The sequence below is a fragment of the Embleya sp. NBC_00896 genome (genome assembly GCF_045207785.1).
Taxonomy (GTDB): Bacteria; Actinomycetota; Actinomycetes; order Streptomycetales; family Streptomycetaceae; genus Embleya.
In genome coordinates this window covers 1,659,261-1,671,641 of the sequence record NZ_CP108776.1, presented here as the reverse complement: position 1 = coordinate 1,671,641, position 12,381 = coordinate 1,659,261, and the positions used below count along the sequence as shown (strand labels likewise).

5 protein-coding genes are annotated in these 12,381 nt (G+C 69.3%); 4 read left to right on the top strand and 1 reads right to left on the bottom strand.

Features of this window, described 5'->3' with window-relative positions:
- The first annotated feature begins 73 nt into the window (after positions 1 to 73).
- From OG928_RS07495 to drmB, 4 genes are read left to right on the top strand one after another with little or no spacing between them, the layout of a single operon-like run.
- Positions 74 to 4,900 carry a DEAD/DEAH box helicase gene (locus OG928_RS07495; protein WP_406280809.1) on the top strand — a complete coding sequence of 1,609 codons (4,827 nt, stop codon included), beginning with the start codon at positions 74 to 76 and terminating at the stop codon, positions 4,898 to 4,900.
- Positions 4,897 to 6,816: a UvrD-helicase domain-containing protein gene (locus OG928_RS07490; protein ID WP_406280807.1), complete on the top strand. Its 1,920-nt coding sequence runs from the start codon at positions 4,897 to 4,899 to the stop codon at positions 6,814 to 6,816. Before OG928_RS07495 ends, OG928_RS07490 begins: the two co-directional genes overlap by 4 nt.
- Positions 6,813 to 10,049 carry a helicase-related protein gene (locus tag OG928_RS07485; RefSeq protein WP_406280805.1) on the top strand — a complete coding sequence of 1,079 codons (3,237 nt, stop codon included), beginning with the start codon at positions 6,813 to 6,815 and terminating at the stop codon, positions 10,047 to 10,049. The genes OG928_RS07490 and OG928_RS07485 overlap by 4 nt, the downstream gene beginning before the upstream one ends.
- The gene (gene drmB / locus OG928_RS07480; RefSeq protein WP_406280803.1) at positions 10,046 to 11,896 is read left to right on the top strand and encodes a DrmB family protein; all 1,851 of its coding nucleotides are present in this window, start codon (positions 10,046 to 10,048) and stop codon (positions 11,894 to 11,896) included. The genes OG928_RS07485 and drmB overlap by 4 nt, the downstream gene beginning before the upstream one ends.
- 67 nt (positions 11,897 to 11,963) lie before the next feature.
- Here the strand turns inward: drmB and OG928_RS07475 are convergent, their stop codons facing one another.
- Positions 11,964 to 12,305: a hypothetical protein gene (locus OG928_RS07475; protein ID WP_406280801.1), complete on the bottom strand. Its 342-nt coding sequence runs from the start codon at positions 12,303 to 12,305 to the stop codon at positions 11,964 to 11,966.
- Between the last annotated feature and the right edge of the window lie 76 nt (positions 12,306 to 12,381).

Below are 12,381 nucleotides of genomic sequence, written 5' to 3'. Positions count from 1 at the left end.
GTCGACACGGGTGACCTTGAGGGATCGACGCTCCACATCCCCGGTAAGTGTGCAGCTCTTCTGTTTTCCGTCAATGTTCATCTTGATACTCGGTCCGGGGTCATGCCGGGCAGGAAGCAGTTGGATCTTGAGCGATCAGACGTTGTCGCGGGGTTCGGATGCCTTGGTGATTCAAACAGTATTGGAGCAATCGAACCGCACCCTGGAGACCTATCGCGTGGATCCCGGCCTCGTGCAGGAGCACGCCAACAGCGAGCTGCGGATCACGCAGGGCGGATACGGCGAGCGTCAGTTGTTCGAACTCGTTCAGAATGGCGCCGATGAGATCGCCAATGAACCCGGCGGCCGCCTGGCCGTGGTGCTGACCGACGACACGCTCTACTGTGCCAACCAGGGGACCCCGGTCACCCCGGAAGGCGCCGACACGATCCTGCGTATGAGTGTCTCCCGCAAGCGCGGCGGTCAGATCGGCCGCTTCGGCGTCGGCGTGAAGTCAGTGCTGTCGGTGACCGACGCGCCCCAGTTCTTCAGCGCCGACGGATGCTTCGGCTTCGACCGGACCTGGTCCACCGACCGGATCGCCGAGGCGCTTGGACTCCAGCAGCCCCTCGACATGGACACCCCGGTGCTCCGGATGGCCCGTCCCCTCGACCGAGAGGAGGAGCTCGACAAGGACAACGTCCTGCGGGAGCTCCTGGCCTGGGCGACCACTGTGGTCAAGCTCCCCCTGCTGCCGGGGGCGGCCGAGCGCTTAGGGCACGACATCACCGGCTTCAAGCACAGCGACGGTCACGAGACCGACGCCTTCCCTTCCGGCTTCCAGATCTTTTCCTCACACGTCGGCGAAGTGCTGCTGGAGGACCGACGTCGGCTTCCCATCCAGCGCCGCAAGCTGACGGTGCAGGTCTCCGGTGAGCGACGCGTCATCCGTGAGGTCGGCACGGGGATCAAGGAGACGGTGAGCGAGTGGAACGTCTTCACGGTCGCCCACGAGCCCACCACGGAGGCCCGTGGCAGCGCCGGCGAACTGCACGACCGCAGCGTCATCAATGTCTCATGGGCGGTTCCCGCCTACGTCGAGAAGGACGGGTTGCTGACGGTGCCCCTTGGGCGCGGCCAGTTCTGGTCCTACTTCCCCACCAAGTACCCGGTCTCCGTGACGGGTTATCTGAACGCGGCGTGGAAGACCAACGAGGACCGGCAGAACCTCCTCGACGGCAGCGCCTTCAACCGTGAACTGCTCCGGGTCGCGGCCCGTGTGGTGGTCACCTCCCTGCCCCGGCTGTCCCGCAAGGAGGACCCCGCCGCCTGCCTGCCGCTCCTGCCCGGCCGCTCCAAGGAAGCCGTGAACTGGGCGGAGGAGTACTTCATCCGCCACGTCTGGGAGGCCGCCGCGCAGCTGCCGTCCCTGCCCGACCAGGACGGCGTCCTCCGCGTCCCCCGTGACCTGCGCATCCACCCCGAGAAGCTGCGGCCGGAATGGCTGCGCCTGTGGGCCGAGTATCCCGGGCGCCCGCGCGACTGGGTGCACCCCTCGGTCGACGCCAACCCGCTGCGCCACGGCAAGATGGAGCACATCCTGTCGGCCGCAAAGAAGTCGACGGAAGGCATCCGCACCTGGCTCGAGGCACTGGTCTCGGACGGCACCGCCGAGTCGTCCGGTCACGCGATCCGCATCCTCGCAGCGATGGTGGAGCACAACGGCGACCAGGAGACGCTGGCGGCCGCGCGCAGCGCCCGCATCGTGCTTACCGACGCCCACGGAATGGTGGCCCCGGTCGCGGGCAAGGTCTTCCACCGCACCGGTGCCGACGAGCTCCGCGACGACATGGTCTACGTGCACACGGCCATCTCCGAGCGGATGGAGATGCAGCGCCACCTGCACACCATCGGCATCCGTATCGCCGATGCCCACGGCCGCTTCCAGGGCGTGCTCGACCAGGGTTTCGGAGGCTACACCCCGCAACTGTGGACCCAGTTCTGGATGTTGCTGCGCAGCGCGGGCGGCAACGCCCAGGTGGACCGCATCCGCGGCCGCCACCCGGACGCCCGTGCCGTGCTCCATGTCCGCACGGTCGACGGACGCTTCCGACCCATGGCCTCGTGCCTGCTGCCGGGAGTCGTCGTGCCCGGGGACCGCAGCAGGGACGCCTCGATCGCCGTGGACATGGACTTCCACAACGCGGACGTCGCGATCTTCCGCGACCTCGGCCTGGTCGACCGGCCCGTCATCGCCCACGACCCGAAACGGCAGCACTGGTTCGAGGAGTACCGGCAGGCCGTGCACGACGGCTACCTGCGCCGGCTCGCCGCGGACGCCCCGCGGACCAACATCAATCGGCTCGTCCTGGAGGGAGCCGCACCGGCAGGCCCCTTGGACCTGCTGCCGCGCCTCTCGGAGGAGGGCCGCGCCGCGTTCGTCGCCGCGATCCCGGACGCCGGCGTCGTCGAGAGCTGGACCCGCGCGTACAGCGCCTCCGCCAACGGCCGTACCGAAGTGGCTTCCCCGCTGCGCTGGATGCTCGGCAGGCACGGCCTGGTGCGCACCTCGTTGGGCCTGACCTCGGTGCGCGAGGCGGTCGGCCCGCAGCTCAAGGCATACGCGCAGGTGCTGCCCGTCGTCATCGACATCTCCGAGTCGAAGGCCCGAAAGCTGCGCATGCCGGCCACCCCGGAGGAAGTGCCGGCAAAGCGTTGGCACGCTCTGCTGGACCGGGTGCTGGTCAGCGAGGACGACGCCTTCATCGGTCACGCCTACGCCCTGATGCTGCGTGTCGGCATGGAGTTCCCCGACGGCGTCCTGACCCGCTGCCGCGTGGGTGGGTCCTGGGACGTCCGTCCCGACACGGAAATCGTCGTGGCAACGTCCGCGGCGGCCTTCGGCGAACTCGTCCGCGAGCAACTCCCCGCGCTCCTGGTCACGGACAAGGCCGACGCCGCGGCCGCGGCCCAGATGATCGAACAGTGGGGGATGCTCAAGGTCGAGGATGTCATCAGCAAGCAGGTCCGCAAGGCCGGGACGGCCCGGCCGACGCTGCTTGTCGACGAGTTCTCGCCGCTGCGTCAGCGCCTCGGCAAGTCGGTGGAGAACCGGAAGGTCCAGCGCTGCGGTGAATTGGAGCAGGAAATCCGCACACCACGTGGCGTGGAGCTGAAGCCGCTGTCCTCGGCCCGCAACGGGTCAACCCTGCTGGTGCTCGACACGCTCTCCCCGTTCGACGTCCTGACGGCCGCCGACCGGGAGTTCGGCTGGCAGCTCGGTCCCCAGGGCTGTAAAAGTGTGCTGGACCTCCAGGCGCGTCAGGAGCAGGACCGGAAGACCCGCGCTCGACTACGGCAGATCACCGAGGCCGAGAGCGTCATCGACAAGATCGCCCTGTTGATCGGCGAGGAGGAACTGCGCAGCGAGCTGCCTCCGGGCCTCCTGGACAGTGAGGTCGCCGAGCGCGACGGTGAGCAGCCGGATGCCCGGCGAATCGCCGAGCTGGCCTTCAATTCCCACGGTGAGGAGATTCTCCGCATCCACAGCCGGGACCTGGCTCTCGCGTTCCCCGGCAACGCGCCGAGCAGCTTCACCGGCGATGCCAAGGCACTGAAGTTCGTCACCGACCTCGGGCTCCCCGACTCGTTCGCCGGCTCCCGGGTGCCGCCGCTGGAGGCGCGCATCCAGGTGGAGGGCCCATCCGAGTTCCCCGCCCTGCACGAATACCAGGAACAGCTGGCACAGGCACTCCAGCGGCTGCTGGACAACCCGATGCCGCAGCGCGGGATGCTGTCCATCCCGACCGGCGCCGGCAAGACGCGCGTCACCTCCGAGGCCGTGATTCGGTGGATCCGAAACCGTGGCGAGCTCCCCGGGCCGGTGCTGTGGATCGCGGAGAGCGAGGAACTGTGCGAGCAGGCCGTGCAGAGCTGGCGGTTCGTCTGGTCCAAGGTGGGCGCGGAGATGCCGCTGGTCATCAGCCGCCTCTGGTCCTCGAACGAGGCCGCGCCGGTGACAGGTGAGCCGCACCTGGTCGTTGGCACGGACGCCAAACTGCAGAGCGTGCTCGGCCACGAGAACTACGCCTGGCTGCGGGACGCCGCCCTGGTCATCGTCGACGAGGCGCACCGGGCCACCTCTCCCCGTTACAGCGAGATCTTCGAGCACCTTGGCGTCAACCCGCCGATGACGCGTCGCCACCTGGTCGGCCTGACGGCCACCCCCTACCGCAACAACGAGGACCTGACCGTGCGTCTGGTGCGCCGCTTTGGCACTCGCCTCGACCTCGACGTCTTCGCCGGTGACCAGAACGAGGCCATCCGACAACTCCAAGACCTCGGTGTCCTGGCCCGTGTCAAGCATCGCGAGCTCCTGGGGGCCGAGATTCGGCTGAGTTCCGACGAGGTCTCCAGCTCGGAGAAGTTCGGCGTCCTGCCCAAGCGTGCCGAGCAGCGCCTCGCCGAGGACCAGGACCGCAACCTGCGCATCATCGACGAGATCGAGAACCTGCCGACGGACTGGCCGATCCTCGTCTTCGCCACCTCGGTCGCACACGCCAAGTTCCTGGCCGCCAAACTGAACGACCGGCAGATCCGCGCTGCAGCCATCGACTCGGCCACGCCTGTGCCTGAGCGCCGCAAGCGCATCGAGGACTTCCGCAAGGGCCGCATCCAGGTGCTCACCAACTACGGAGTCCTCGCCCAGGGCTTCGACGCCCCCGCCACCCGTGCAGTCGTCGTCGCCCGTCCCACTTACAGTCCGAACATCTATCAACAGATGATCGGTCGTGGCCTGCGAGGACCGAAGAACAACGGCACGTTGACCTGCCTGATCCTCAACGTCCGTGACAACGTGATCAACTACCAGGGCGAGCTGGCCTTCACCAGGTTCGACTACCTGTGGAACGAGGAAAGGTGACCGAGCCGCAGCACGCGCTCACCCCGGCGCAGCGGTCCGTCGTCGACCAGCCGTGGGACACCCGCACCCTGGTCACGGCGGGCGCCGGCGCCGGCAAGACGCACGCCCTGGTCTGCCGGCTGAAAGCGCTGGTCGAACGGGAGGAGTTGGAAGCGCACGAGATCCTCGTCCTCAGCTTCTCCCGGGCCGCCGTGCGCGAGCTGCGCGAGCGGATCGAGAGCCGAGGCGACGGGGCCCGTCGGGTGCGCGCTCAGACCTTCGACTCATGGGCGGCCACCCTGCTGCATCGGGCGTATCCGGACCGCGACTGGTCGGGGACCGCCTTCGATCATCGCATCAGGGCCGCCACCGAGGGCATCGAGAGGGGCGCGGTCGAGGCGGGGGAGTTCGGCGCCCCCGCCCACGTGCTGATCGACGAGGTCCAGGATCTTGTCGGGGTGCGCCGTGAGATGGTCGAGGTGCTCCTCGACCGCTTCCGGGAACAGAGCGGCTTCACCGTGGTCGGGGACGGCGCCCAGGCCGTCTACGGCTTCCAGGTCACAGATTCCGACCAGCGGGCGCAGGAAACGAACTACTTCTTCGACTGGATCCGTGGCTCGTTCGCCGAGGACCTGGTCGAGATCCGCCTCGGCGACAACTTTCGAGCCCGCACGGAGCAGGCCCGCGTCGCCCTTCCATACGGCCCCCGGTTACAGCGGCCGGCCACCGGCCGGGAGCCGACCGAGGTGCAGGCCGAGCAGATCCACCGGGAGCTGCGACTCCTGCTCGACGAGGCCCCCCACTTCGGCACGCTGGACGATGCCTTCGTCCTGGACTCGCTCCGGTACTTCGACGGACCGACCGCGATCCTGTGCCGGGACAACGGTCAGGCGCTCTCCATCAGCCAGACCTTGCACGAGGCCCGCGTGGACCACCGGCTCCAGCGCTCCGTCCGAGATAGTCCCGCTCCCGCCTGGATCGCCGGCCTGCTCGCCGCCACCGACGCGGCAGACCTCTCCGAGGGGCGCTTCGCCGAACTGGTCGCCGACCTCGACCCCCGGCCGGACCTGGATCCGTCGGTGCTCGCGCGAGCGGTGCGGCGAGTCACCGGCAAGCGGCGTGGCCGGGTCGAGCTCGGTGCGCTGCGCCTGGCTGTGGCGGAGGGGCGGCTCCCCGACGAGCTCACCGCAGCCGAACGGGCGTCGCTGGTCGTCTCGTCGGTGCACCGCGCCAAGGGCCTGGAGTTCGATCGCGTCCTGGTCGTGGAGCCGGTGGAGCTGAGACGTCCGAAGGACGTGGCCAAGAAGAAGATCGACTACGACCCGGCTGCGGAAGCCCGCCTCCTCTACGTCGCCATGACCCGGCCTCGCGACGACCTCTACCGACTCGACCGTCCCAACACTTGGCTGGTCCGCAAGGACAGGCGGCTGGACCGGTGGTACATCGGAGGTAGCCGATCGTGGGCCCGCAACGGCATCGAGGCACTCGGCCTCGACGTCTGCCGCGCGCACCCTCCAGGCGTGCGAAGTAACGCAGCCGACCCCGTCGAGATTCAGCGACACCTCGGTCACGAGGTCCACTCCGGCGATGCCGTCGAGCTGTCCCTGCTCCACCGCCTGCCGGAGGGCAAGGACCAGACGCCGCCGTATGCGGTCCTCCATGACGGTCGCCCCGTCGGCGAGGTGTCGGAGACATTCCGTCGCGCCCTGCACCTGATGCTCAGCCGCGACGGCAGTCGGTCCGAGTACAACGTCCCGGGCCGGATCACCGGTCTCCACATCGACTGCGTCGAAACCGTCGCAGGCAGCGACATCGCGACCGAGCGTGCCGGTCTCGGCAGCTCGGGAGCCTGGCTCGCGCCTCGCCTCAGCGGCCTTGGCCGCTTCGACTGGACCGACCCGGTCGACGACTCGAACACGGAGCGACTTCCCTCATGAGCCCCTCCATCCACGACTACTACGCCCTGCGCGATCGGCTCGGTGCCGCCCTCCGTCTGGACCTCCTCGGTCCGGTCGGTGGTGACGAGGAGATCCTCAAGGACGACGCGCCGGTGACGATGTATCCGGTCGGCGTCCTATTCCCCCAGGAGACGCCCGAGGTTGCCCGCGGCAGCAGGGACGGCCACGAGGCCGACGGAGACGACTCTCCCGCCCTCGTCCGCGACGGCGACGCCGACGGCGAGGAGGACGCCGTCGCGCGCGGCGTCTCGCTCGCCAACATTCGGCGGCCCTCCTCGATGGGGCTCACCTTCGCCGTGGACCCCACAGTGGCGGAGCGGATCGTGCTGCAGACCACGGCCGCCGTCTACCGCCCCGAGGACGCCGACGGCAATCCCGTCGCGGCCTTGCGCATCGAGGCCCGCAGCACCCAGGAACAGCGCGAGCGCTGGCGCCGGATCCCGCTCGACCTGGCCGACGTCGAGGTGGACGTGACAACGCCGGGCACGGTCCGACAGCCCCTCGCAGAGGGACTGGAACTCCGGGTCCTGGTACGTCCCAGAGGCGAGCACGGCGCCGTGACCGTCACCGCCACGCTGATCAACACCCGCACGGTCGGCGCCCGGGCGCTGAAGGACACCGCCTGCTACTACCAGCCCATCCTCCGGGTCCGGGCACTCACGACCGGCGCCGAGCCCTTCGTCGAGCGCCGTGCCTCCTCCGGCAGCCACGACCGGGAGTTGATGCTCAGCCGGTTGCTCCACCGGCACGCCCCCGGTTTCGCCACCGGCCACGGTTGCGCGGCAGCCTGGGACTGGACGCCTCCGCCGATCGGTGCCACGACCACCGGGCGCGCCGCCGTCGCAGAGGTCCGAACCGAGTTCGTGCCGACTCACGAGGTGCTGCTGACCGACTCGAACCGAGCCATCGCCGTCGATGCGCTCTCCATGCGCAGTCTCGGCGACGCCGACCCGAAGGCGGTGGTGGACGCGCTTGGCGCGCTCCTCGACGGCTACCGGGCCTGGATCGGCGAACGCAAGGCCGAGGCGGAGACCCTGGCCGGCACCGAGTACGAGGCCGCCGCGCAGGAGCGGATCGAGGCGTGCGAGACGGCGCTCACCCGCATGAGCGTGGGCGTCGCGCTGCTCTCCGAGCCCGCGCACGCCCACGCGATGCGGGCGTTCCAGCTGGCCACCCGCGCCATGGCCGAGCAGCGCGCGCGCACGTCCTGGGTCAAGACGGGCAAGCCCGCCGCCGGACCGGATGAAAGCAAGGAGTACTGGCGACCCTTCCAGATCTGCTTCCTGCTGCTCTGCCTTCAGGGCATCGTCGAGGACGATCATCCCGATCGCGACATCGCCGACCTGCTCTGGTTCCCCACCGGTGGTGGCAAGACCGAGGCATACCTCGGCCTGATCGCCTTCACCACCTTCCTGCGCCGTCTCAAGGACCCGGTGCACGGCGGCGGTGTCACCGTACTGATGCGGTACACCTTGCGACTGCTGACGCTCCAGCAGTTCGAGCGCGCCACCGCACTGATCTGCGCCATGGAGCTGATCCGCTCTCGCCACGAGGACGAGCTGGGACGGGAGGGCATCTCCATCGGCATGTGGGTGGGGAAGTCGGCGACCCCGAATGACCTGGTGACGGCCGGCGAAAAGTTGAACGCCCTACGCACCGGCGGACGCTCGCTCGACAAGGAGAACCCGGTCCAGCTCCAGGCATGCCCCTGGTGCGGCAGCCGCCTCGACGCCTCGAACTACGAGGCCGCGCCGGAACGCGACCGCATGTACGTCCACTGCCCGGATGCAGACTGCGCGTTCCACCGCGGCGACGGACTCCCCGTGCACCTGGTCGACGACTCCGTCTATGCCGCACACCCGACGCTGATCATCGCCACCGTCGACAAGTTCGCCTCCATGCCGTGGCGGGAGCGGACGGCCGCGCTGTTCAACCGGGATCTGGAGGAGACCCGGCCGCCGGAGCTGATCGTCCAGGACGAACTCCACCTCATCTCCGGCCCGCTCGGCACCCTGACCGGCCTCTACGAGACCGCGGTGGACATCCTGGCGAATCGGCCGAAGGTGATCGCGTCCACGGCGACCATCCGGCGCGCCGACGAGCAGGGCCTGCACCTCTTCAACCGCGAGGTCTGCCAGTTCCCGCCGGCCGGACTCGACTCCCGTGACTCCTGGTTCGCGGTCGAGGCCTCCCGCGAGGACAAGGCCACCCGCCGGTACATCGGCCTGTTGACCTCCAGCACCAGCCAGTCCACCCTGCTGATCCGTACCTACGCCGCCCTGCTGCACCAGGTCCAGCTCGGCGACGCCGACGACGAGGTCAAGGACGCCTACTGGACCCTCGTCGGCTACTTCAACAGCCTGCGGCTGTTGTCCGCCGCCGAACTCCAGGTCTTCGATGACGTGCAGGATCGGATGGAGCAACTCGCCGCCCGCGACGGCATCGAAAAGCCCCGCCACCCCGAGGCGGTGACGGAGCTGAGCAGCAGGGCCAGCGCGAGCGACATCCCCAGGCGCCTCAAGGACATCGAGCGCAGGTTCCCGTCCCCGGACACCACCGACGTCCTGCTCGCCACGAACATGATCTCCGTCGGAGTCGACGTCGACCGCCTCGGCCTGATGGCGGTCATGGGCCAGCCGCAGACCACCGCCGAGTACATCCAGGCGACCAGCCGGGTCGGTCGACGCCATCCGGGCCTGGTTGCAGTCATGCTCAACTCGACTCGTTCCCGGGACCGTTCGCACTACGAGAGCTTCCAGCACTTCCACTCCGCCCTCTACCGCGAGGTCGAGTCCACCAGCGTCACGCCCTTCTCGGCGCGTGCCCGCGACCGCGGCCTGCACGCCGTGATCGTGGCCCTGGCGCGGTTGATGATCCCGGGTGCGCGCGACAATGCGGCGGCGGCCCGGATCGAGGACTCCGTCGACGAGGTCAGCGGCGCTGTTCGCGACGCGCTGCTGAAGCGGGTCGCGAGCGTTGCGCCCCAGGAACGCGACGCCACCGCCGCCGCCTTCGACGAGTTCGTCGGCTGGTGGCGCGAGGCTGCCGCCGCCGATCCGAACATGCTCTACGAAGCCCACGCCAGGAGTGGCAGGACCGCTCTCCTCAGTACCTTCGACAACGACCTCCCGGAGGGTCGCACGGGCTGGCCCACGCTGTGGAGCCTGCGCGACGTGGATGCCTCCGCGACCTTCTTCCTGGAGAAGCGATGACCCCGCCGCCGCCCCCTCGCAAGCGAGGAACCGTCCGACCCGGCGCGCCGATCACGCGCCTGCGCAAGCTCGGCGAGATCCGCCGTGCCCAGGCCGTCACCACCTACGGCGTCGGCTCCATGATCGCGGTCGACAACGAGTCCTTCGTGATCGCCGGGCTCGACACCTGGGACGTCAGCCGGACCCGGAGCCTATGGGAGCCTCGCCTCACGCGGGTGACGGGTGTCCACGAGTTCAAACTGCCGCCCGCCGGCGACCCGGAGGACGCCCGTGACGGGGTGCGGGCCGCCCGGTTCCCGCAGTTGTACTCGTGCCCGGAGTGCCGCGAGCTGCAGTACTACTCGAAGTTCAACCCGCCGAGGGACAAGGCGGTCTGCGGCGCCTGTGAACGGGACCTCGTCCCGTCCCGATTCGTGATGGCCTGCGTCAACGGCCACCTCGACGACTTCCCGTACTGGAAGTGGGTCCACCGTTCCTCCTCCTACGAGCCGGGCGAGGCCGGCTCGGCGGGCCGGTGCGGCGGAAAGCTGCGCCTGCGCGCCGAAGGCTCCACTGCCTCCCTCCGCGGTGTCGTCATCGGCTGCACCTGCGGCGCCAAGGAGGTGTCCATGGAGGGAGCCTTCCGCAGCCAGGCGCTCCGCGACCTCGGCATCCGGTGCACCGGGCGTCGTCCCTGGCTCAAGGACGCCCCCGCCCAGCAGTGTGGCGAGCCGCCGCGCACCCTCCAGCGCGGTTCCTTCAGCGTGTGGTACCCGGTGGTCCACTCCGCCCTGTCCATCCCACCGTGGAGCGACGGCGTGCTCAAGGCCCTCGGCCCCCACTGGAGCAACATCCAGGACGGGGCCGAGGCCGACATCCGCACCTACCTGAGGATGGTGAAGTTCGAGGAGAAGAACCGGGGACTGACCGTCGACGACGCGGTCGCCGCCGTACTGCGGATCCGTGAAGCGGAGGCGGAGCAGCCGACCGAGGAGCACGCCACGCTGTCGCCGCGCGATCTCCTCTACCGGGAGGAGTACCGGACCCTCCAACGTGAGCGTCCGGAGGGCCGGCGGGACGAGCTCCAGGACTTCGTCTGCGAGCGGCCCGGCGGTGACCGGACGCCGGACGGCATCGGACAGGTCATGCTGGTCAAGCGGGTCCGTGAGATCCGCGCGTTGCACTCCTTCACCCGGGTCGAGGAGCCGGCCGTCGGCGATCCCGCGAGCAGTTCCCGCCGGGCCGCGCTCGCCCTCCGGAAGCCGGACTGGCTGCCCGCCATCGAGGTCAGCGGGGAGGGCGTCTTCGTCCGCCTCGACCCGGAACGTCTCGCCGCCTGGGAGCGGCGACCCCAGCCGCAGGAGCGCGCGGAACGCGTCCGACTCAACCACGAGGCGCTACTGCGGGAGCGCTACGCCAACTCCGACCGGCCCGTCCCGCCGTCCCCGGTCTCCCCCCGCTACCTGGCGGTGCACACGCTCGCGCACCTGCTCATCAACGAGTGGAGCCTCGACGGCGGCTACCCGGCCGCGTCCCTGCGCGAGCGCCTGTACATCGGCGACGACATGGCCGGCTTCCTCATCTATACGGCGACCAGCGACTCCGCAGGAAGCCTCGGTGGCATCGTCGCCCAGGGCGAACCCGAGCGCCTCGCCTCGTCGCTGGAGTCCGCGCTGCTCCGCGCCTCGTGGTGTTCCAACGACCCCCTCTGCTCCGAGGCAGCGGCGAGCGGCGCCGACAGCGTCAACCTCGCGGCCTGCCACGCCTGCGTCCTGCTTCCCGAAACCAGTTGCGAGACGAACAACGCCTTCCTCGACCGGATCGCCCTCGTCGGCACGCCGGACGGGGTGGTGCCCGGCCTGTTCTGACGTCAAAGAATCCGTTCAGGTGGAGTGGTTGGGGATATGGTTCAAGTCCCCCCTCGGACACAGACGATCACCCCAACTTGTGCGGGTCGAGGCTTGCCTCGGCTCGCACTTGTTGCGTTTCCGGGGCGTAGGTGGGTTTCAGCCGGAGCGCGGTGTACGTGTCGGCTTTGAGCTGCCGTTTTGAGCTGCGGTTTTGTCCCGGCGAGTGCGGCGGGACGTCCCCGATGTCGCGCACGAGGGCTTCCATCTCTTCCTTCTCCGTGCGTCGGGCGCCCGTGAGGTTGCGAGTGCGGACGAGGGCCTCGGCGCGGGTGGCTTGGAGGGTGAGCTTCCGGTCGCAGTCGGTGATCATTCGGGCTGTCTCCTTCGCCGCGAAGGATTGGCCGGGGTCGGGCTGTGCGGCGTACATGCGCTCGATGGTGTCGCCTGCGGTCGTGGGCCGAGGGGCAGGGGGCCTCGGATCGGGTCAGGTCCTCGGCGATGCC

Excerpts from the sequence above, each read along its gene's own strand:
- OG928_RS07495 (WP_406280809.1), top strand. The coding sequence starts at position 74 with ATGTTCATCTTGATACTCGGTCCGGGGTCATGCCGGGCAGGAAGCAGT.
- OG928_RS07475 (WP_406280801.1), bottom strand. The coding sequence starts at position 12,305 with ATGTACGCCGCACAGCCCGACCCCGGCCAATCCTTCGCGGCGAAGGAG.
- drmB (WP_406280803.1), top strand. The coding sequence starts at position 10,046 with ATGACCCCGCCGCCGCCCCCTCGCAAGCGAGGAACCGTCCGACCCGGC.
- OG928_RS07485 (WP_406280805.1), top strand. The coding sequence starts at position 6,813 with ATGAGCCCCTCCATCCACGACTACTACGCCCTGCGCGATCGGCTCGGT.